Raw genomic sequence first — 22,106 nt, forward strand, 5'->3', positions numbered from 1 at the left:
GCTTAGTAAATATTGAACAGCAGCAATGCCAGCAGGAACAGGCGATCCCTGGCATTGCGCCGCGTTTGGGAAAAGTTCTTGATCAAGAACAATCGATTGGATAGATCGGGATGTATTCCGGCCGACTGTCCATTTCCCAATGCCAGCAACTGCGCAATTTTTTCGACCTCCCCCCTGTACCAGCCGCACTGCACAAGCCTCACACGCCGCCACAGTTGCTTTATACCGGTGTTGGCACCCATCTGGTTTGAGGCGTGCTGCCGGTAGTTGAGCATCGATCGCTGGTCGATATACCAGGCCCGACCGACACTCCGCACCCACGCGTAGATCAACCAATCATGCAACGCCACGGCGCTCGCAGACTGCCAATGCTCGATCAAAAATTGTTTGAACCCTTGAGCCACATCGCAGCGCAATACGTATGTACATCCAGGCCCCGCGGCCTCGAAATAATAGTCATATTTTTTTTGCGTGCCGGCCTTGTCAATCAGCTTTTTTCGTCCATCGGGCCAGAATGCAGTCACGTTTGCCGAATACGCATCTGCAACCCCACTCGAGATCACCTGATGCGCGGAGAGCAACTTCTCTGAACACCAGATATCGTCCTGATCAGCCAAAGCCACATAGTCATATTTCGAGGTATCGACATCTCGCAAGAGCCTGAAAAAGTTCTTCGCTGCGCCGCCGAATACGCCCACAGGCAATACACACAATGCCGGGCAATGCTCCTGATAGGCCCTGAGCCACTCCTCCGTACCGTCTTCAGAGCGATCAACGCTTGCATAAATTGTGACATTCACGCCTTCTTGCAGCAGGATCGACTCAACTTGTTCCTGCAACCAGTCCACTCCATTGTATGCTGCCAACAGCACTGCAACCCGGGGTTTGCAATTCAAAGTATCACAGTTAGGCATAATTCAGGTCGCATAAATTATAAGTTGGTAATCACTGAACACGACAATGCGCAATCCTGGTTTCGTTTGGCGGACCTGTAACCGTCAGAGTGAAAACTACCATGGCACCATCCAGACAAACGAATTTTGTGCATCGCCGGGAGTCGAACCTGCTCCTCCCTTAGGCATGAACGCATCGGCAAATTGCTTTTTTGAAGTTTTCCAACGCCAGGCCACCCGTATACCAGCCGGACGTGATTAGCTGACTATCAGCACGCCGCCACTCATCACGTGACTCGAGATTGATCTTATTCATGTATAGAAAAGGCACATGCAAATCAACTGTTCCAGTTACGCGTGGCAGCGGTGGCCATATCAATAATCAGAAAGATACTTCAGCCAACAATGGCGCTGCCTTGTCTTTCTCGCTAAGTATCAGCTCAACGTCAAGAGCCGGCCATTCTATTGCAATCTGTTGGTCTGCCCAGTTCAAACTGGCCTCACAGTCCTTGGCATAGAAGTCACTCACTTTATAATGTACTTGGGTATTGTCCTGCAGAGACAAGAAGCCGTGTGCAAAACCTGCAGGAACCCACAACATCCGACCATTATTGGCACTGAGCTCCACACCAACCCATTTACCAAAGGTAGGGGACTCTTTTCTGATATCCACGGCGACATCGAAAATCGCACCACTGGTGACGCTGACCAACTTGTCTTGCGGATGCGGAGCACGCTGGTAATGCAAACCGCGTAGCACGCCCTTCTTCGAGCAGGATCGATTATCTTGAACCAGGCGAGGGGCAGGCAATCCTAGCGCCTTTAACGCCTCCTGGAAAGCGCGTTCATTGTAGCTTTCAACGAACCAGCCTCGTTCATCTTCGAAGACTTTTGGCTCGATAATCAAGACCTCGGGCAAACCAGTACGAGTGACCTTCATAAACCAAACACCAGTAAAATTTAATTAATAAAACAAGGCAATTATCGCCTACCTCACCCGCTTAGATGGCATTGTAAGCGCATGCCAGGCACTCAACCTCGGCCATTCTAGCACGCGCACCTCCTGTACAGCCCGACTCAAGAGCTTCAGCTGGCTGAGTTCGAACAGCCTCGAACAAGGCGACTTTTTGACAGTCAAGAGAGCATCTGTTCATGCCGGAATTCTGACAGCAACCGTTTTTCGCTTTGCGGCATAGCGCAACTCCAGTTTTTTTGCCAACACCTTTTTCGGCCCTGGCTCTCCATGCACAAGAATAATCTCTTTAGTTACAGCCAACTCGCCGGCAGCAAAATTCAGGAGGGCCTCTTGATCGGCATGCGCTGAATATCCTTCCAGGGTGATTGCCTTGGCACGAATCTCATGCAGTTCGCCATCCAGATCAATCTGCACAAACCCTTGCGCCCCCTCGCTGGCCTGAATCACCCGGCCCGGCGTGCCTTTTGCCTGGTACCCGACAAACAACACCTCGTGACGCGAATCGCCGAGCATCGCCTTGAGATAGTTGACGATCCGCCCGCCTGAGCACATGCCATTACCCGCAATAACGATGGCAGGCCGTCGTGTACTCCTGAGGTAATTGACCACTTTCTGGTGATCGTCATGGCTGTCCACACATATCAACTGGCTGAACGCGAGTGGCGACCTGCCCTCACTCAGTCGCTGCCTTGCCTCGGCATTCCAGTATTCATTTAGGTCCTGATAGGCCTGGGTGATACGCCGGGCGAGAGGGGAGTCCAGAATCACCGGAAGATCGGCCCAAGCAATGGCCTGAAGTGGATCGTGCTGATTCCCCTCAATACTTGCACCGGACAGGCGTTTGCGATGGAGGATGTCTTCGATCTCGTACAATAACTCTTGCGTGCGCCCCAGACTGAATGCCGGAATCAAAACCGTACCACCATCAGACAGTGCACGGTCAATGACCGCCTCAAGACGCAGCAGTCGGCTATCGAGCCCAGTGTGAACCCGATTCCCATAGGTACTCTCCAGCACCAGGATATCAGCGCGCTCTGGCGGCTTGAGCGCCTGCAGCAGGGGATTACCGGCGCCCCCAAGATCTCCGGAGAACACAACACGTACGGCCGGCTCGCCACCCCTGGGATGCACGTCGCACTCCACATACGATGAACCGAGCACATGGCCGGCACGCTGCAGCCGAATGGAACATCCAGCTCCCAGATGGTTTTCCAGGGAGTACCAGCAGCCGAATGGCAGGGCCACTATCAGGCGACGCACCAGGGCAAGATAGCGATCGACCTCAACCGAATCGGCACTGACAGCCAGTTTGTAGGCGTCCTCCAGCACTAGCGGCAGCAACCTGGCAGATGGCTCACTACAGAATATCGGCCCTCGGTAACCTGCAGCCAGCAGAGCCGGGATTCTCCCAACATGGTCAAGGTGCACATGGGTAATGATCAGTGCCCGGACACTGTCGGTCTTGAATTCGATCGGCCCCAGCTGGGAGCCAGGCCATACTCCATCACCCTGCTCGAGACCGCAGTCTATCAATATGCTGGTGGTCTGGTTGAGATGAAGCTGGTGACAAGACCCGGTCAAACTCCGGGTCCCACCATGATGGGAAAGACTAGGAAAGCTCATGCAGCATGCACCTTTCTGAGCCGAACAATGAAGTGTCAATTACTCCATTTCGACCCTGTGACGCATAAGCTCAATTTTCCTAAAAGCACACAGGAAATTTCTATCGACCACCGCTCAACGCAGCCTGGCGTGCAGAGGCGCGAATCTTGCGCTTGTTTCGCTGCAGGCTGTAAGCACCCAACAGGGGACCAACGGCCAGGCCTGCAACCAGAGCGGCCAGAATCAGCACGGCAACTGGCATGGCCGGAGCCGCCCAGCCAAACAGAACCAACGAGACGGTTTGCTGGTTCTCCAGGACGAAGAACAGCACCACAGCCGCCAATAGCAGCACGAATACCGCCGCCAGGGCGCGCTTGAGGTTTCGCATCAGATTGCTCCTTTAGAATCAGGTGTGGACCTCATCATGCTCGTCCTCGTTGACCCGGTCGCGCAGCTCTTTCCCAGGTTTGAAGTGCGGTACGAACTTGCCTTCGAGGCTGACCGACTGACCGGTCTTAGGGTTGCGACCCACACGAGGAGCGCGATAGTGCAGCGAGAAGCTGCCAAAACCGCGGATCTCGATACGATCGCCGGTAGCCAGGCATTGTGACATCTGTTCAAGCATGGTCTTGATGGCGAGCTCTACGTCCTTGGACGAGAGCAGCCCTTGATGGGTGACAATACGTTCGATCAGCTCCGATTTCGTCATATTTTTCCCTTCGTTATCAAGCAGCTAGATCATTGCTTAATCAGTTTGTAGCATGCTCGGAGGGATTTGAACAGGCCAGTTCTTGACTTAATAAAAAAATTCAAGATTGGCTTGTCAATAAATAATTCAGCTTTCGGCTGAATGCGAACGGAAGCTACCGCCGGTCGGCAGGTTTGCGCCGGAGCCACCGGATATAGGGGACTTCCCGGATGATGGCCGTTTAAGGCTATTGAATCAGTGCCTGCATCGGTGTACTCAGGATCGTCGGCGCGGGGCCGAACCAAGGAGACGGCGATAATGAAAGACCCGGATTTTTTCGAGCGCACGCAGCAGCTCTCGCGTGAATGCTTGAAGGCTTACAGCGCTGTTCGTGTGTACCTGATGGACAAGCCGCTCTCAATCCATGACCCCCTACCTGACGAGTATCAGGAACTCATCACACGCTCGCGAGAGGCCATCAGTCGATACCTTTCATTTTCACGCATCCAAGGCTCCAAGCCAGAGTGATTCGGGCCGGCACATAGCCTTGTACTGGTTGCGCTATCTCCCACTGGGCGCTATGGCCTACCGTCTGTGAAAGCCTGTTATCAGAGCCATTTGCAGCACCAATAAAAAAGGGCGACCCGAGGGTCGCCCTTTTTACCGATCAAACAGAACTCAGTTCTGCTTGGCCATTGCTTCGCGCAGCAGCGCAGCCATGGTGGTGTCGGCAGCCGCTTCCGGAGCGTTTTTCAGGCTCTGGATGGCTTCGCGCTCTTCAGCATCGTCCTTCGACTTGATGGACAGGCTGATAACGCGGGACTTGCGGTCAACGCTGATGATCTTGGCTTCGATCTCTTCGCCTTCCTTCAGGACGTTACGCGCGTCTTCAACGCGGTCACGGCTGATTTCGGAAGCTTTCAGAGTAGCTTCGATGTCGTCGGCCAGAGTGACGATGGCGCCTTTGGCGTCAACTTCTTTCACGATGCCCTTGACGATAGCGCCCTTGTCATTGACAGCAACGAAGTTGGAGAACGGATCGTCTTCCAGCTGCTTGATGCCCAGGGAGATGCGCTCGCGCTCCGGGTCGACCGACAGGATGACGGTTTCCAGCTCGTCGCCCTTCTTGAAACGACGTACGGCTTCTTCGCCGGTTTCGTTCCAGGAGATGTCGGACAGGTGGACCAGACCGTCGATGCCGCCGTCCAGGCCAATGAAGATACCGAAGTCGGTGATCGACTTGATGGTACCGGTGATCTTGTCACCCTTGTTGAACTGGCCGGAGAAGTCTTCCCATGGGTTGGACTTGCACTGCTTGATGCCCAGGGAGATACGACGACGCTCTTCGTCGATGTCCAGAACCATGACTTCCACTTCGTCGCCAACCTGAACGACTTTCGACGGGTGGATGTTCTTGTTGGTCCAGTCCATTTCGGAAACGTGTACCAGACCTTCAACGCCTTCTTCCAGCTCAGCGAAGCAGCCGTAGTCGGTCAGGTTGGTAACGCGAGCTTGTACGCGAGTACCTTCTGGGTAACGGGCAGTGATAGCTACCCACGGATCTTCGCCCATCTGCTTCAGACCCAGCGAAACGCGGTTGCGCTCACGGTCGAACTTCAGAACGCGTACGTCGACTTCGTCGCCAACGTTAACGATTTCCGACGGGTGCTTGATGCGCTTCCAGGCCATGTCGGTGATGTGCAGCAGGCCGTCGATACCGCCCAGGTCCACGAATGCGCCGTAGTCGGTGAGGTTCTTGACGATACCTTTGACTTGCTGGCCTTCCTGCAGGGTTTCCAGCAGGGCTTCGCGCTCGGCGCTGTTCTCGGCTTCCAGCACGCTGCGACGGGAAACGACAACGTTGTTGCGCTTCTGGTCCAGCTTGATGACCTTGAATTCCAGCTCTTTGCCTTCCAGGTGGGTGGTGTCGCGCACTGGGCGGACATCAACCAGGGAGCCCGGCAGGAACGCACGGATGCCGTTAACGTCGACAGTGAAGCCGCCCTTAACCTTACCGTTGATAACGCCCTTGACCACTTCTTCGGCGGCGAAAGCTGCTTCCAGAACAATCCAGCACTCGGCGCGCTTGGCTTTTTCACGGGACAGCTTGGTTTCGCCAAAGCCGTCTTCGACCGCGTCCAGCGCAACGTGAACTTCGTCACCGACCTTGATGGTCAGCTCGCCAGCTTCGTTGTAGAACTGCTCGAGCGGGATGACGCCCTCGGACTTCAGGCCAGCGTGTACGGTAACCCAGTCGCCGTCGATGTCGACAACGATACCGGTGATGATGGCACCCGGCTGAAGATTGAGGGTTTTCAGGCTTTCTTCAAAGAGTTCTGCAAAGCTTTCGCTCATTTTAATTCCTGTAGATTCGGGCGAAACATACGCCCCTCGCCACATTCCAGACAATGTGGGTCTGTTTTAAGTAAAGGAAAGCGGGCAGGACGTTGACTGGTGCCCCTGCCTGCTTTCCTGGCTATCAGAGCAAGTCGCGCAGGGCGAGCTCACTCTTGATACGTTGCAACACCTGCTCGACGGACAACTCGGTAGAGTCCAACTGAATGGCATCGGCCGCTGGCTTCAGCGGGGCCACTGCACGTTGGGTGTCACGTTCATCACGCGCACGAATCTCATCCAGCAGACTCGACAGACTAACATCTTCACCCTTGCCCTTCAACTGCAGATAGCGGCGGCGCGCGCGCTCCTCCGCACTGGCGGTGAGGAACACCTTCAACGGCGCATCCGGGAACACCACGGTGCCCATGTCACGACCGTCGGCAATCAGCCCTGGCAGTTCGCGGAACGCACGCTGGCGTTCCAGCAGCGCTTCACGCACCGCAGGCAGCGAAGCGACCATCGAAGCACCGGCACCGACGGTTTCGGTACGGATGACCTGGCTGACATCCTCACCTTCGAGGATGGTTTGCTGAAGCTTACCGGGCTGGGCGGCAATGAACTGCACATCCAGATGGGCGGCAAGTTTGGTCAGCAGCTCTTCGTTGGTCAGGTCGACACCGTGGTTGCTGGCGTTGAACGCCAGCAAACGGTACAGCGCGCCGGAGTCCAGCAGTTTCCAACCCAGCTCGCGGGCCAGCAGGCCGGCAACGGTGCCCTTGCCGGAGCCGCTTGGCCCGTCGATGGTGATGACCGGCGCCAGGGTACTCACGACTTGCCCTCTTCCGCCACGCGGATGCCCACCTCGGCACACAGCGCCAGGAAGTTGGGGAAGGATGTGGCAACGTTGGCGCAGTCGTGGATGCGGATCGGCGCGCTGGCGCGCAGCGAAGCCACGCTGAAGGCCATGGCGATACGGTGGTCACCGTGGCCATGCACCTCACCACCGCCCAGCTGACCGCCGTCGATGATTATGCCGTCCGGGGTCGGCTCGCACTTGATGCCCAGGGTGATCAGGCCGTCGGCCATGACCTGGATACGGTCGGACTCCTTCACCCGCAGCTCTTCGGCGCCACGCAGCACGGTACGCCCTTCGGCGCAGGCAGCGGCGACGAACAGCACCGGGAACTCGTCGATGGCCAGCGGCACCAGTTCCTCCGGGATGTCGATGCCCTTCAGGCGGGCGCCACGCACGCGCAGGTCGGCCACCGGCTCGCCGCCGACTTCACGCTGGTTTTCCAGGGTAATGTCGCCGCCCATCAGGCGCAGGATGTCGATCACGCCAGTACGGGTCGGGTTGATGCCGACGTGCTCCAGCACCAGCTCGGAGCCTTCGGCGATGGACGCAGCCACCAGGAAGAACGCTGCCGAGGAAATATCGGCCGGCACTTCGATACGGGTGGCCGTGAGCTTGCCGCCGGACTGCAGCGAGGCCACCGGGCCGTTGCTTTCGACGTTGTAGCCGAAGCCGCGCAGCATGCGCTCGGTGTGGTCACGGGTAGGCGCGGGCTCGGTGACGGTGGTCTTGCCTTCGGCATACAGGCCGGCCAGCAGCAGGCAGGATTTGACCTGGGCACTGGCCATCGGCAGCGTGTAGGTCAGCGCCTTGAGCTTGTGGCCACCGCGAATGGTCAGTGGCGGGCGGCCGTCAGGGCCGGTCTCGACCACCGCGCCCATTTCGCGCAGCGGGTTGGCTACACGGTTCATCGGGCGCTTGGACAGCGAGGCGTCGCCGGTCATGGTCACGTCGAACGGCTGGCCGGCCAGCAGGCCCGACAACAGGCGCATCGAGGTACCCGAGTTGCCCACGTAAAGCGGCCCGGGTGGCGGCTTGAGGCCGTGCAGGCCAACGCCGTGAATGGTTACGCGACCGTGGTTGGGGCCTTCGATGACCACACCCATGTCGCGGAATGCCTGCAGGGTCGCCAGTGCGTCCTCACCTTCGAGGAAGCCTTCGACCTCGGTAGTGCCCTCAGCCAGCGAGCCGAGCATGATCGAGCGGTGGGAAATCGACTTGTCGCCCGGTACGCGAATTCGCCCGGACAGGCGGCCACCCGGTTGGGCCAGGAAAATCAGATCGTTGGCGTTCATAGCGTCCACATAGGCCCGGCGGGCCAGGATTTTACTGAAATGCTCGCGGGCTACCCGAGCGCGGGTGAATACACCCAGCAGCTGGTGCCCGTCCCCTTCAGCGATCGCGTCGCGCAAGGCGTCGAGGTCGCTGCGATATGTATCAAGCGTGCGCAGGACAGCATCGCGGTTGGCGAGGAAGATGTCGTGCCACATGGTCGGGTCGCTGCCGGCGATTCTCGTGAAATCGCGGAAGCCTCCCGCAGCGTACCGGAAGATCTCGAGGTTTTCATTGCGTCTGGCCAGCGAATCGACCAGGCCGAAGGCCAGCAGGTGCGGCAGGTGACTGGTGGCGGCCAGCACTTCGTCGTGGCGCTCGACCGACATGTGCTCCACATCGGCCTCCAGCGCGCGCCACAGGCGGTCGACCAGCGCCAGGGCGGCCGGGTCGGTTTCGGCCAGCGGCGTGAGGATGACCTTGTGGCGGCGGAACAGGCTGGCGTTGGATGCCTCTACCCCGCTCTGCTCGGAACCGGCGATCGGGTGCCCGGGGACGAAGCGCGACAGGCGTGCGCCGCTGTCGTTCACCAACACAGCGCGCGCTTCACGGACCACATTGCCCTTGGCGCTGCCGACATCGGTGATGACGGCATTGCCGAGGTCGAGCGTGGCCAGGCGGGCGAGCAGCTTTTCCATGGCCAGGATCGGCACCGCCAGCTGGATGACATCGGCACCGACGCAGGCCGCAGCGAGGTCTTCTTCGCAGCGGTCGACCACGCCCATGGCCACGGCCAGCTTGCGCGAGGGGGCGTCCAGGTCGACACCGACCACTTCGCGGCACAGGCCGCTTTCACGCAGGCCCTTGGCGAACGAGCCACCGATCAGGCCGAGGCCGACCACGACCAGACGGTCGATGATTGGCGCGGGTTTGGTTTTTGCTGCATTTACCACTGGTGCGAACCCTGTTCAGAAATCTAGGCAGTCTTGAGGCCCATGGGGCTGCGTTGCAGCCCATCGCGACGCAAGGCCGCTCCTACGCGGAATTGTGTACGCCTGCAGGAGTGGCCCTGGCAAATTTCGCTCAAAGCACCGCCTTCGGATAGGAGCCCAGCACCTTCAGCGCCACAGCCTCCTGGCTGATCTGCTCGAGCACGGCCTTGATCAGCGGGTCACGGTGGTGGCCGACGAAGTCGATGAAGAACACGTAGGTCCACTTGCCGCTACGCGACGGGCGGGTCTCGATACGGGTCAGGTCGATACCGTTCTGGTGGAACGGTACCAGCAACTCGTGCAAGGCACCTGGCTTGTTGCTCATCGACACGATGATCGAGGTCTTGTCGTCGCCGGTCGGCGGCACTTCCTGGTTACCGATCATCAGGAAGCGCGTGGAGTTGTCCGGGCGGTCTTCGATCTTCTCGGCCAGACGGGTCAGGCCATACAGGTTGGCCGCCATGTCACCGGCGATCGCCGCCGAGTTCCACTCGCCCTTGACCCGCTTGGCCGCCTCGGCATTGCTCGACACGGCCACACGCTCCACGTTCGGGTAGTGCGCGTCCAGCCATTTGCGGCACTGCGCCAGCGACTGGGCGTGGGAGTAGATGCGGGTGATGCTGTCGGTCTTGGTGTTCTCGCCCACCAGCAGGTGGTGGTGGATACGCAGCTCGACTTCGCCGCAGATCACCATGTCGTGCTCGAGGAAGCTGTCCAGGGTATGGCTGACCGCGCCCTCGGTGGAGTTTTCCACCGGCACGACGCCGAAGTTGACGGCACCCGCCGCCACCTCGCGGAACACTTCGTCGATGGCCGCCATCGGCCGGCTGATCACCGCGTGGCCGAAGTGTTTCATGGCCGCGGCCTGGGTGAAGGTACCTTCAGGGCCCAAATAGGCGATTTTCAGCGGCTCTTCCAGGGCCAGGCACGACGACATGATTTCGCGGAACAACCGCGCCATCTCTTCGTTGTCCAGCGGCCCCTTGTTGCGCTCCATCACACGCTTGAGCACGGCAGCTTCACGCTCGGGGCGGTAGAACACCGGTTTTTCGCCTTCAGCCAGCGAGGCGGTCTTGACCTTGGCCACTTCCTGGGCGCAACGGGCACGCTCGCTGATCAGCTCGAGAATCTTCTCGTCGAGGCTGTCGATGCGAACGCGCAACGCCTTCAGTTCGTGCTCGGACATCAGCCGTGCTCCTTCTCGAATTCGGCCATGTAGGCCACCAGGGCTTCCACCGCTTCAAGGCCCAGGGCGTTGTAGATGGAGGCGCGCATGCCGCCGACCGAACGGTGGCCCTTGAGGTTGAGCAGGCCACGGGCATCGGCACCAGCGAGGAAGGCCTTGTCCAGGCGTTCGTCAGCCAGGCGGAACGGCACGTTCATCCACGAACGGGCGTTGTGGCTGATCGGGTTGGTGTAGAACTCGCTGCTGTCGATGAAGCCGTACAGGCGGTCTTTCTTGGCGCGGTTGCGCTGCTCCATGGCCTCGACGCCACCCTGCTCCTTCAGCCACTCGAAGACCAGGCCGGAGAGGTACCAGGAGTAGGTAGCCGGGGTGTTGTACATCGAGCCGTTGTCGGCCGATACCTTGTAGTCGAGCATGGTCGGGCAGCTGCTGCGGGCATGGCCCAGCAGGTCTTCACGCACGATCACCACCACCAGGCCGCTTGGGCCGATGTTCTTCTGCGCGCCAGCGTAGATCAGGCCGTACTGCGACACATCGATCGGACGCGAGAGGATGTCGGAGGACATGTCGACCACCAGCGGTACGTCACCGGTCTCGGGTACCCAGTCGAACTGCAGGCCACCGATGGTCTCGTTGGACGCATAGTGCACGTACGCCGCGTTCCTGGTCAGGTTCCACTCGTTCTGCCCCGGGATCGCCAGGTAGTCGTAGGGCTTGGCGCTGGCGGCGACGTTGACATTGCCGAAGCGGCGCGCTTCCTCGATGGCCTTTTTCGACCAGATGCCGGTCTCGATGTAGTCGGCGGTGCCGCTTTCCGGCAACAGGTTCAGCGGGATTTCGGCGAACTGCTGGCTGGCGCCGCCCTGCAGGAACAACACCTTGTAGTTGGAGGGGACGGACAGCAGGTCACGCAGGTCCTGCTCGGCCTTTTCGGCGATGGCCACGTAGTCGTCGCTGCGATGGCTCATTTCCATCACCGACAAGCCCTTGCCGTGCCAATCCAGCATCTCGGCCTGCGCACGCTGCAGAACAGCGTCAGGAAGCGCAGCAGGGCCTGCGCAGAAGTTAAAGGCTCGTTTGCTCACATCCACTCTCGCTCTGCCAAATGGTACAAATTCATTGTTGCATGCCACACACGGCCCCTGCGGGAGCGGCCTTGTGTCGCGAAAGGGCTGCGCAGCAGCCCCAGCAATCTTGCAGTGTCGCTGAAATCCTGGGGCCGCTTCGCGCCCCTTTCGCGACACAAGGCCGCTACCACAAAAAGCAAGTGATACCTGGCCTGATCAGTCAAACGGGGCGACCTTGGTCGCCCCGTTCGGGTTTTACGCTTACTCCTGCGGGGCCTCTTCGGCGCCAGCAGCCTCGTCATTGTCCGGCGCTTCGGCCGCGACACCCTCTTCGTCCGTCTCGAGCACATCATCGAGCTCTTCCTCGGACGGTTCCTGGATACGCTCCAGGCCTACGAGTGTCTCGTCATTGGCCAGCTTGATCAAGGTCACGCCCTGGGTATTACGGCCCAGGCTGGACACTTCGCCAACACGGGTCCGCACCAGGGTGCCCTGGTCGGAGATCAGCATGATCTCTTCGCCTTCCTGCACCTGGATGGCACCGATCAGCAGGCCATTGCGCCCTTTGGTGCCCATGGCGATCACGCCCTGGCCACCACGGCCACGACGCGGGAACTTGGACAGCGGGGTACGCTTGCCGAAGCCACGCTCGGAGGCTGTGAGGATCTGCGCGCCGGTTTCCGGGATCAGCATGGAGATGATCCGCTGGCCCTTGCCCAGCTTCATGCCGCGCACGCCGCGGGCGTTACGGCCCATCTCGCGCACCACGCTCTCGGCGAAGCGGATCACCTTGCCGGCGTCGGAGAACATCATCACTTCCTTGGCGCCGTCGGTGATCGCTGCAGCGATCAGGGTGTCGCCTTCCTTCAGCTTCAGGGCGATCAGGCCGTTGGAGCGCGGACGGGCGAACTGCACCAGCGGGGTCTTCTTCACAGTACCCGAAGCGGTGGCCATGAAGATGTAGGCGCCGGTCGGCTCGGCCACCCACTCAGGGGTATCGCCGTCTTCCTCGTCGACTTCCTCGGCCTCGACCACTTCGCCTTCGAGCACGGTGTCTTCCGCGTCCTCCAGCTCTTCGTCGGCGCCAGCGCTCTGCTGCAGGGCCTCGAGGTCGATCTGCAGCATGGCGGTGATGCGCTCACCCTCCTCCAGCGGCAGCAGGTTGACCATCGGGCGGCCGCGGGCGGCGCGAGACGCCTCAGGAATGTCGTAGGTCTTCAGCCAGTACACCTTGCCGCGACTGGAGAACAGCAGCAGAGTGGCATGGCTGTTGGCCACCAGCAGGTGCTCGACGTAGTCCTCGTCCTTCACCCCGGTGGCCGACTTGCCTTTGCCGCCACGGCGCTGGGCCTGGTAGGCGGACAGCGGCTGGGTCTTGGCGTAGCCGCCATGGGAGATGGTCACCACGCGCTCTTCTTCCGGGATCATGTCGCCGTAGTTGAGGTCGTGGCGCGCATCGAGGATTTCGGTGCGACGGGCATCACCGTATTCGGCGCGGATGGCTTCCAGCTCTTCGCGAATCACTTCCATCAGGCGCTCGGCGCTGCTGAGGATGCGGATCAGTTCGCCGATCTGCTCGAGGATTTCCTGGTACTCGGCCAGCAGCTTCTCGTGCTCCAGGCCGGTCAGGCGGTGCAGGCGCAGGTCGAGAATCGCCTGGGCCTGTTCCGGCGACAGGTAATACTTGCCTTCACGCAGGCCGTACTGCTCCGGCAGGTCCTCGGGGCGGCAGGAGTCGGCACCGGCGCGCTCGACCATGACCTGCACGGCACTCGATTCCCAGGCGGTGGACACCAGGGCTTCCTTGGCTTCGGACGGGGTCGGCGAGGCCTTGATCAGGGCGATGACCGGGTCGATGTTGGACAGCGCGACGGCCTGGCCTTCAAGGATATGGCCGCGTTCGCGAGCCTTGCGCAGTTCGAACACGGTACGGCGGGTCACCACTTCGCGGCGGTGACGGACGAACGCTTCGAGCAGGTCCTTGAGGTTGAGCAGGCGCGGACGGCCATCGACCAGGGCGACGACGTTGATGCCGAACACGCTCTGCAGCTGGGTCTGCGAATACAGGTTGTTGAGCACCACCTCCGGCACCTCGCCGCGACGCAGCTCGATGACGATGCGCATGCCGTCCTTGTCGGACTCGTCGCGCAGCTCGGTGATGCCTTCGATCTTCTTCTCTTTGACCAGCTCGGCGATCTTCTCGATCAGGCGCGCCTTGTTCAGCTGGTACGGCAGCTCGGTGACCACGATCTGCTGGCGGCCGCCGGCCTTGTCGATGTCTTCGATTTCGGAGCGGGCGCGCATGTAGATGCGGCCACGGCCGGTGCGATAGGCCTCGATGATGCCCTGGCGGCCGTTGATCAGGCCGGCAGTCGGGAAGTCCGGACCCGGGATGTGCTGCATCAGCTCATCAATGGTGACATCCGGGTTGTCGATCAGCGCCAGGCAGCCGTCGATGACCTCGCCGAGGTTGTGCGGCGGGATGTTGGTCGCCATGCCCACGGCGATACCGCTGGAACCGTTGACCAGCAGGTTGGGGATACGGGTCGGCATGACCGCCGGGATCTGTTCGGTGCCGTCGTAGTTGGGCACCCAGTCGACGGTTTCCTTGTGCAGGTCGGCCAGCAGCTCGTGGGCCAGCTTGGCCATGCGCACTTCGGTGTATCGCATGGCCGCAGCGTTGTCGCCGTCCACCGAACCGAAGTTGCCCTGGCCATCGACCAGCAGGTAGCGCAGCGAGAACGGCTGAGCCATACGCACGATGGTGTCATAGACCGCAGTGTCGCCGTGGGGGTGGTACTTACCGATCACGTCACCGACCACACGGGCGGATTTCTTGTACGGCTTGTTCCAGTCGTTGCCCAGTTCGCTCATCGCATAGAGGACGCGACGATGCACGGGCTTCAAGCCGTCACGCGCATCGGGCAGCGCTCGCCCGACAATCACGCTCATCGCGTAGTCGAGGTAGGACTGTCTCAGTTCGTCTTCGATATTGACCGGGAGGATTTCTTTGGCCAGTTCGCCCATGAGAAGCCTGATTCCTTTTTCTGGTGAAACTTCGCAGCTCCATCAAGGGCCGAACGAAGCTCGCCGCCGCAGCGCATGTGGTGCGACGACTTACGACAAATCAATGAGTTGTGCCATGGATCTGCGCAATGAAGGCCGCCGTGGTAGGCGGTCCTGGAAACTGCCGGATGTTATCACAATGGCGGGGGCGGTGGGGAGATGTGGCAGGTGGCCTCACACGAGGGTAAATCTGGATTTTTTATAGCCTGTGCTGGCCTCTTCGCGGGTAAACCCGCTCCCACAGGTACACCACCGCCCTCAGGCCTTGTGCTATCCCTGTGGGAGCGGGCTTACCCGCGAAGAGGCCGGAACAGGTACTACGAGTATCAGTGCAAGCGCTTGCGGCACAGCAATTGCGCCAACTTGGCGGTGTCCGGCCGCTCGACAATACCGCGCTCGGTCACGATCACGTCGATCAGGTCGGCCGGGGTCACGTCGAACACCGGATTGAACACCTCGACATCCGGCGCCACGCGGGTGCCGCCAATGTCCAGCAATTCGTCGGCAGCCCGCTCCTCCAGGGGGATGTCCTCGCCAGTGGCCAGGTTGAAGTCGATACTGCTGCTCGGTGCCACCACCATGAAACGCACGCCGTGGTGCATGGCGCTGACCGCCAGTTGGTATGTGCCGATCTTGCTGGCCATGTCGCCATTGGCGGCAATGCAGTCAGCGCCCACCACGACCCAGGTGATGCCCTTGGTCTTCATCAGGTGGGCCAGCGCCGAGTCGGCGCACAGGGTCACCGGGATGCCTTCGTTGGCCAGTTCCCAGGCGGTCAGGCGCGAGCCTTGCAGCCAGGGGCGGGTCTCGCCGGCGTACACCCGTTCGACCATGCCCTCCAGGTAGCCGGCACGGATCACCCCCAGCGCGGTACCGAAGCCGCCGCTGGCCAGGGCGCCGGCATTGCCGTAGGTGAGCAGGGTCTGGGCGTTGCCCTGGTGACGGCGAATCAGCTCGATGCCGTGCTGGGCCATGGTCAGGTTGGCTTCACGGTCGCTTTCATGGATGGCCACCGCTTCGGCGTCCAGCGCGGCCAGCACGTCCTCGTCGGCGCGCAGGCGCTGCAGGCGCTCACGCATGCGGTTCAGCGCCCAGAACAGGTTGGCGGCGGTGGGGCGCGCCTCAGCCAGCAACAGGAAGTCTTCTTCCAAGTCCATCTCCCAGTCGCCACCCTGGGCCAGGCGCTCTTCCACGGCCAGCACCAGGCCGTAAGCCGCCACGATGCCGATGGCCGAGGCGCCGCGCACGGCCATGTCACGGATCGCTTCGGCCACCTGCGCAACATTGTCGCAGGCAAGCCAACGCTCCTCCGACGGCAGCAGGCGCTGGTCGAGCAGGTGCAAGACGCCGCCCTGCCAGCGGATCGCGGTCACCTTCTCCGCCGCCAAAAGTCGCTCGCGCATCGCCTCTCCCCGTCGTTCGGATATCAAAAGCCGGCGATTATAGCGACCCTCGGGGCCGAGCGCTCGGGTATACTCCGGCGCAATTTTGCGAAGTTTCAGAGGACTGTTCAATGAGCAACGTCGACCGCGCCGAAATCGCCAAGTTCGAAGCGCTGGCCCACCGCTGGTGGGACCGCGAAAGCGAGTTCAAGCCGCTGCACGAAATCAACCCGCTGCGCGTCAACTGGATCGACGAACGCGCCAGCCTGGCCGGCAAGAAGGTGCTGGACGTGGGTTGTGGTGGCGGCATCCTCAGCGAGGCCATGGCCCTGCGCGGCGCCACGGTCACCGGCATCGACATGGGCGAGGCACCGCTGGCGGTAGCCCAGCTGCACCAGCTGGAGTCGGGCGTGCAGGTGGAATACCGGCAGATCACCGCTGAAGCCCTGGCCGAGGAAATGCCGGAACAGTTCGACGTGGTCACCTGCCTGGAAATGCTCGAGCACGTGCCCGACCCGTCCTCGGTCATCCGCGCCTGCTACCGCATGGTCAAGCCTGGCGGCCAGGTGTTCTTCTCGACCATCAACCGCAACCCCAAGGCCTACCTGCTGGCGATCGTCGGCGCCGAGTACATCCTCAAGATGCTGCCGCGCGGCACCCACGACTTCAAGAAGTTCATCCGCCCGTCCGAGCTGGGTGCCTGGAGCCGCGTGGCCGGCCTGCAGGTCAAGGACATCATCGGCCTGACCTACAACCCGCTGACCAAGCACTACAAGCTCAGCAGCGATGTGGACGTCAACTACATGATCCAGACCTTGCGCGAGGCATGAGAATGCGTTTGCAAGCAGTTCTCTTCGACATGGACGGCACCCTGCTCGACACGGCGCCGGACTTCATCGCCATCTGCCAGGCCATGCTCGCCGAGCGTGGCCTGCCGGCCATCGACGACCAGCGCATCCGCGACGTGATTTCCGGTGGCGCCCGCGCCATGGTTGCCACCACGTTCGCCATCAGCCCCGAAGCGGAAGGCTTCGAGGCCCTGCGCCTGGAGTTTCTCGAGCGCTACCAGCGCGACTGCGCGGTGCACAGCAAGCTGTTCGACGGCATGGCCGAGCTGCTGGCCGACATCGAGAAGGGCAACCTGCTGTGGGGGGTGGTCACCAACAAGCCGGTGCGCTTCGCCGAGCCGATCATGCAGCAGCTGGGCCTGGCCGAGCGTTCGGCGCTGCTGATCTGCCCGGACCACGTGAAGAACAGCAAGCCCGACCCCGAGCCGCTGATCCTGGCCTGCAAGACCCTGAACCTGGACCCGGCCAGCGTGCTGTTCGTCGGCGACGACCTGCGCGACATCGAGTCTGGCCGCGATGCCGGCACCCGTACGGCGGCGGTGCGCTACGGCTATATTCATCCAGAGGACAACCCCAACAACTGGGGCGCCGACGTGGTGGTAGACCACCCGCTGGAGCTGCGCAAAGTGATCGACAGTGCGCTGTGCGGCTGCTGAGTAGCAACGGCTGACGCCAGGCCTGGCGCGCCATGAAAAGGGAATACACAATGTTCGACTACACCGCCCGCCCCGACCTGCTGCAAGGCCGGGTCATCCTGGTTACCGGTGCCGGCCGCGGCATTGGCGCCGCTGCCGCCAAGGCCTATGCTGCCCTGGGCGCGACCGTGCTGCTGCTGGGCAAGACCGAGGCCAACCTCAACGAGGTCTACGACCAGATCGAAGCCGCCGGGCATCCGCAACCGGTGGTGATTCCGTTCAACCTGGAAACCGCCCTGCCCCACCAGTACGACGAACTGGCGGTGATGATCGAGGAGCAGTTCGGCCGCCTCGATGGCTTGCTGAACAACGCATCGATCATCGGCCCGCGCACGCCGCTGGAGCAGCTGTCGGGTGACAATTTCATGCGCGTGATGCACATCAACGTCAATGCCACGTTCATGCTCACCAGCACCCTGCTGCCACTGCTGAAGCTGTCGGAAGACGCTTCGGTGGTATTCACCAGCAGCAGCGTCGGGCGCAAGGGCCGCGCCTACTGGGGGGCTTACGGCGTATCGAAATTCGCCACCGAGGGCCTGATGCAGACCCTCGCCGACGAACTGGAAGGCGTGGCGCCGGTGCGCGCCAACAGCATCAACCCGGGCGCCACGCGCACGGCGATGCGCGCCCAGGCGTACCCCAGCGAAAACCCGCAGAACAACCCGCTGCCGGAAGAGATAATGCCACTGTACCTGTACCTGATGGGGCCGGACAGCAAAGGGGTGAACGGGCAGGCGTTCGACGCCCAGTAAGGTTTCCGGTTGCGGCGCTGCCTTGCAGCCCATCGCGATACAAGGCCGCCCTACGGGGGTACGCGATCCCCGCAGGGCGGCCGCGTGTCGCGATGAGTTGCGCAGCGGCCCTCGAGCCTTACCCCGCCACCAACGCCGGGCGCATGCTCCTCTGCTGGCGGCCTTCCAGCTGCATGCACCGCTCCAGGAACATGTACATGCAGTCATAGCTCCTGCATATCGCCCTGCGCAGCTCGGTACGCAGCCCCAGCGTCGGGTTCTCGCCGGCCAGCGTGCAGATGATCTCCAGCGCCTCCCACGGGTGCGCGTCGTCATACTGGGCATGCATCTTCAGCCACTTCATCGCCCGCTTGCGCTCCTCCTCCGGGAAGCCCAGCGCATAGGTGTCGCTGGAACACACCACCGCCGACCACTCACCGGTCGCGCCTTCGATGGCGTAATTGGTCGCTGCCATGGAGATGGCCAGGTTTTCGGTAAAACACACGCGCCAGCACCAGTCGTTCAGGCCGTTCAGCTCGGCCGGAACGTTCTGCGCCTGCAATTCATGCAGGTGCACACCATGCGCCTGAGCCCAGCTGACCCAATAGTCGGCATGGTTGAGCTCGACCCGGATATTGCGCATCAACCAGCGCCGCGCCATATCTTCGCCCTGGTGCCGACCATAACGGGTCTTGGTCAGGTTGTGCGCCATGTACAGGGAAAACTGCTCGACCACCGGCCAGCCACCGATCAGGTACTGGCGGATGGTCGACTGCTTCAACTGGCCATCGCGCAGCCGTGCGTAGAACTCGTGTTCCACAACCCGGCGCTTGCTTTCACGACAATCCTCAATCAGTTGCTGGGCCCAGTGGGGGTAGCTTGCAGGGTCCATCAGAGGGCCGATACGAACGAATGCATCAATCACTTTGAGCTCCTTGATCCTTGCGATCTCTAGCTAACGAAACGTGCCAGGCGCCCGCTGCAACAGAGGCCGGGTGGCGATCCGTTGGCGCTGCAGACTGTCACAGGTGAACACCTGGGGGCGTTCAATCAGGTAGCCCTGGGCGTAATCAACGCCAATCTCCTGCAAGGCCTGCTCAATCAAGGGTGTTTCGACGAACTCGGCAATGGTGCGCTTGCCCATTACGTGACCGATGTGGTTGATGACCTCGACCATGGCCCGGTTGACCGGATCGTCGAGCATGTCCTTGACGAAACTCCCGTCGATCTTCAGGTAATCCACGGGCAAATGCTTGAGATAGGCGAACGATGACATGCCAGCGCAGAAATCATCGAGCGAGAAGCGGCAGCCCAGCCCCTTCAACTCGTTGATAAAGCGGATGGCGCTGCCAAGGTTGGCAATCGCGCTGGTTTCGGTGATTTCAAAACAGATCATCCGCGGCGGGATGGCGTATTCGACGAACAGGCGCTGCAAGTACTCGAGGAACTTGTCGTCGCCAATGCTCGAACCCGACAGGTTGATCGCACAGGTCGACAGCGGCCCTTCCCGGCCCTGGTCCAGGCACTGGCGGATGACCACGAATACATTGCGTACTACCCAGCGATCCAGCGCGGTCATCAGACCATAGCGCTCGGCCGCCGGGATGAAGCTATTGGGCAGGATGGTGCGGCCGCTTTCGTCGTGCAGGCGCAACAGGATCTCGATATGGCCCGGGCCTTCGAAACTTTTCAGCGGGGCGATTTCCTGTGCGTACAGGCAGAAACGATTTTCTTCCAGGGCGACGTGCAGGCGCTGGATCCAGGCCATTTCGCCAAAACGCATGGACAGTTCGCTGTCGTCGGCATGGTACACCTGGACACGATTGCGGCCCTTTTCCTTGGCCATGTAGCAGGCCATGTCGGCAGCACGCAGCGAGGCTTCCAGGGTGGTGGGGGCCTGGGCCAAGTGCACCAGGCCGATACTGACGGTAGTGACGAACGGCCGCCCCTTCCACACGAAGTGCAGGCTCTGCACCAGCTGGCGCAACTGCTCGGCAATACGCTCGGCCTGGTCGGGCGGGCAGCTTTCCAGCAGTACACCGAATTCGTCCCCCCCCAGGCGGGCCAGGGTGTCGCCTTCACGCAGGCCGGATTGCAGCACGGCACAGATGTGTCTCAGCAACTCGTCGCCAGCGGCATGCCCGCAGGTGTCATTGACCAGCTTGAACTGGTCGAGGTCGAGGAACATCAGCGAATGTCGCCCGGCCTGGCGCGCCAGGCCATTGAGCGCCTGCTCCAGGCGGTATTCGAATTCGCGGCGGTTGGCCAGCCCGGTGAGGGCGTCGTGGGTGGCCTGCCAGGACAGATTGGCAATGTACTGGCGTTCCTGGGTCATGTCATGCAGCACCAGCACGATACCGCTGACCTCGCCATCATTGATGATGGGCGAGCCAACCAGGTTGATCGACACGGTACTGCCGTCCAGGCGCTGGATCAGCCGGGCATGCTCGGCACCGCCCCTGAGGCTGCCGCTGAGCACCTGCTCGACCAGGCTGCGGCCGTCTTCCTCGGCCTGTTCGTCCACCAGGCTGAACAGCGCCGACAATGGCAGGCCCTGGGCCTGGCCGGCCTGCCAGTGGGTCAGTTGTTCGGCGGCGGGGTTCATGTAGCCGATCATGCCTTCTACATCTGCGGTGATCACCGCGTCGCCGATGGCCTGCAGGGTGATCTGCGCCCGCTCCTTTTCAACCTGCAGAGCACTGGCAAAGGCCTCGCGCTGGGCCAGCAGCTTGCTGGAACGGCGCCAGGCAATGGCGATCAGGAACATCGCCGTCATCAGGTTGGTGATCAGCAGCACCCGCAACAGCATGCGCGAGCCCTCGCCGAGGGCATCGCTGAACGCCTTGGAGGCCGGGGTGACCCCTTCGTTGATAGCGACGATGCGCGCCTTCCAATCGCTGATCGTACGGGCATCTACCGGCCCGGCGGCGAAGCTGCTGCGCATTTCGACGGCGAGCCCATCCAGCCTGGCCAGATAATCGTCGCCGATATTCCAGTAATCGATTGCCGTCTGCATGTAGCTGAGGCTGCGAAAGTTGCGATAGAACCAGATGATTCGTTCGACATCGTCGGGGTGATTGCCGCCATCCAGTACGGCCTGGCGCGCAGCATCAAGGTCGGGGACGGGCTGGTCGAGCACCTCGCGCAAGCGCTGGTCGCCGTGGGGTATGGTGATCGCCTGACGATAGCGTTGGTAGGTGAGGTCATCGCGGGTTTCGGCGTACAGGTCCAGATAATAGATAGCGTCCTTCTGCGCCTTGGACCACAGACTTTCACCCGCGACATAGGCGCGCACGGCCGATAGCGCATAGAAACTCAGGCTGCCCAGGGCCACCTGGAAGACCACGACGGCAATGAAGGGCCAGGTGATGCCAAGCAGCTTTGGCGCTTCTAGAGTGCGATTTCCCTTCATGGAGTCCCTGTCACAGAGCAGATAAGGCGCAGATCAACCCAGACAAGCACAGCGTAGGCCAAATGCCATCGCCGTGGCTGGGTTTTTCATGACAGAAAATCGTTGA

At 61.2% G+C, this 22,106-nt stretch carries 18 protein-coding genes; 4 read left to right on the forward strand and 14 right to left on the reverse strand.

Annotated elements, in window-relative coordinates:
* Positions 1-2: 2 nt before the first annotated feature.
* From HU760_RS22580 to ihfB, 5 genes are all read right to left on the reverse strand, one after another.
* Positions 3-914: a glycosyltransferase gene (locus tag HU760_RS22580; RefSeq protein ID WP_367615807.1), complete on the reverse strand. Its 912-nt coding sequence runs from the start codon at positions 912-914 to the stop codon at positions 3-5.
* A 361-nt stretch (positions 915-1,275) separates the two neighbouring features.
* Positions 1,276-1,833, reverse strand: a complete 558-nt coding sequence (rfbC, locus tag HU760_RS22585) for a dTDP-4-dehydrorhamnose 3,5-epimerase (RefSeq protein ID WP_186678091.1) — start codon at positions 1,831-1,833, stop codon at positions 1,276-1,278.
* A gap of 210 nt (positions 1,834-2,043) precedes the next feature.
* Positions 2,044-3,492, reverse strand: a complete 1,449-nt coding sequence (locus HU760_RS22590; RefSeq protein ID WP_186678092.1) for an MBL fold metallo-hydrolase RNA specificity domain-containing protein — start codon at positions 3,490-3,492, stop codon at positions 2,044-2,046.
* Positions 3,493-3,592: 100 nt separating this feature from the next.
* Complete coding sequence (locus tag HU760_RS22595) at positions 3,593-3,859, reverse strand: lipopolysaccharide assembly protein LapA domain-containing protein (protein WP_186678093.1); 267 nt, start codon at positions 3,857-3,859, stop codon at positions 3,593-3,595.
* An 18-nt stretch (positions 3,860-3,877) separates the two neighbouring features.
* Positions 3,878-4,180: an integration host factor subunit beta gene (ihfB, locus tag HU760_RS22600; protein ID WP_016715025.1), complete on the reverse strand. Its 303-nt coding sequence runs from the start codon at positions 4,178-4,180 to the stop codon at positions 3,878-3,880.
* Between the two features lie 297 nt (positions 4,181-4,477).
* Here ihfB and HU760_RS22605 point away from each other — a divergent pair, with 297 nt between their 5' ends.
* Positions 4,478-4,687 (forward strand): hypothetical protein, encoded by a 210-nt coding sequence (locus tag HU760_RS22605; protein ID WP_186678094.1) that lies wholly within the window; start codon positions 4,478-4,480, stop codon positions 4,685-4,687.
* Positions 4,688-4,837: 150 nt separating this feature from the next.
* Here HU760_RS22605 and rpsA read toward each other — a convergent pair whose 3' ends face one another.
* The 7 genes from rpsA to mtnA all read right to left on the reverse strand — a co-directional run bounded on the left by rpsA (position 4,838) and on the right by mtnA (position 16,335).
* Complete coding sequence (gene rpsA / locus HU760_RS22610) at positions 4,838-6,514, reverse strand: 30S ribosomal protein S1 (protein WP_003252673.1); 1,677 nt, start codon at positions 6,512-6,514, stop codon at positions 4,838-4,840.
* 124 nt (positions 6,515-6,638) lie between these two features.
* On the reverse strand, positions 6,639-7,325 hold the full coding sequence (gene cmk, locus HU760_RS22615) for a (d)CMP kinase (RefSeq protein ID WP_186678095.1): 687 nt from the start codon (positions 7,323-7,325) through the stop codon (positions 6,639-6,641).
* Positions 7,322-9,541 carry a bifunctional prephenate dehydrogenase/3-phosphoshikimate 1-carboxyvinyltransferase gene (locus HU760_RS22620; RefSeq protein WP_367615809.1) on the reverse strand — a complete coding sequence of 740 codons (2,220 nt, stop codon included), beginning with the start codon at positions 9,539-9,541 and terminating at the stop codon, positions 7,322-7,324. The genes cmk and HU760_RS22620 overlap by 4 nt, the downstream gene beginning before the upstream one ends.
* A gap of 163 nt (positions 9,542-9,704) precedes the next feature.
* Complete coding sequence (pheA, locus tag HU760_RS22625) at positions 9,705-10,799, reverse strand: prephenate dehydratase (protein ID WP_013971453.1); 1,095 nt, start codon at positions 10,797-10,799, stop codon at positions 9,705-9,707.
* Positions 10,799-11,884 carry a 3-phosphoserine/phosphohydroxythreonine transaminase gene (serC, locus tag HU760_RS22630; RefSeq protein ID WP_186678099.1) on the reverse strand — a complete coding sequence of 362 codons (1,086 nt, stop codon included), beginning with the start codon at positions 11,882-11,884 and terminating at the stop codon, positions 10,799-10,801. The genes pheA and serC overlap by 1 nt, the downstream gene beginning before the upstream one ends.
* A 243-nt stretch (positions 11,885-12,127) precedes the next feature.
* Positions 12,128-14,893, reverse strand: coding sequence for a DNA gyrase subunit A (gene gyrA / locus HU760_RS22635; protein WP_186678102.1), 2,766 nt, complete (start codon positions 14,891-14,893; stop codon positions 12,128-12,130).
* A gap of 365 nt (positions 14,894-15,258) precedes the next feature.
* Positions 15,259-16,335 carry an S-methyl-5-thioribose-1-phosphate isomerase gene (gene mtnA, locus HU760_RS22640; RefSeq protein ID WP_186678105.1) on the reverse strand — a complete coding sequence of 359 codons (1,077 nt, stop codon included), beginning with the start codon at positions 16,333-16,335 and terminating at the stop codon, positions 15,259-15,261.
* 110 nt (positions 16,336-16,445) lie between these two features.
* Between mtnA and ubiG the strand changes: the two genes are divergently transcribed.
* The 3 genes from ubiG to HU760_RS22655 are packed head-to-tail and all read left to right on the forward strand — an operon-like array spanning position 16,446 to position 18,609.
* Positions 16,446-17,144, forward strand: coding sequence for a bifunctional 2-polyprenyl-6-hydroxyphenol methylase/3-demethylubiquinol 3-O-methyltransferase UbiG (gene ubiG, locus HU760_RS22645; RefSeq protein WP_186678106.1), 699 nt, complete (start codon positions 16,446-16,448; stop codon positions 17,142-17,144).
* A gap of 2 nt (positions 17,145-17,146) precedes the next feature.
* A complete protein-coding gene (gene mupP / locus HU760_RS22650; RefSeq protein WP_186678108.1) occupies positions 17,147-17,818 on the forward strand; it encodes an N-acetylmuramic acid 6-phosphate phosphatase MupP in 672 nt (223 codons plus the stop codon).
* Positions 17,819-17,868: 50 nt separating this feature from the next.
* A complete protein-coding gene (locus HU760_RS22655; RefSeq protein WP_186678110.1) occupies positions 17,869-18,609 on the forward strand; it encodes a YciK family oxidoreductase in 741 nt (246 codons plus the stop codon).
* 118 nt (positions 18,610-18,727) lie between these two features.
* Here the strand turns inward: HU760_RS22655 and HU760_RS22660 are convergent, their stop codons facing one another.
* On the reverse strand, positions 18,728-19,513 hold the full coding sequence (locus HU760_RS22660) for an iron-containing redox enzyme family protein (RefSeq protein WP_170028799.1): 786 nt from the start codon (positions 19,511-19,513) through the stop codon (positions 18,728-18,730).
* Positions 19,514-19,543: 30 nt separating this feature from the next.
* Positions 19,544-22,000, reverse strand: coding sequence for an EAL domain-containing protein (locus tag HU760_RS22665; protein WP_186678120.1), 2,457 nt, complete (start codon positions 21,998-22,000; stop codon positions 19,544-19,546).
* Positions 22,001-22,106 lie beyond the last annotated feature (106 nt).

The organism is Pseudomonas oryzicola (genome assembly GCF_014269185.2).
GTDB lineage: Bacteria > Pseudomonadota > Gammaproteobacteria > Pseudomonadales > Pseudomonadaceae > Aquipseudomonas > Aquipseudomonas oryzicola.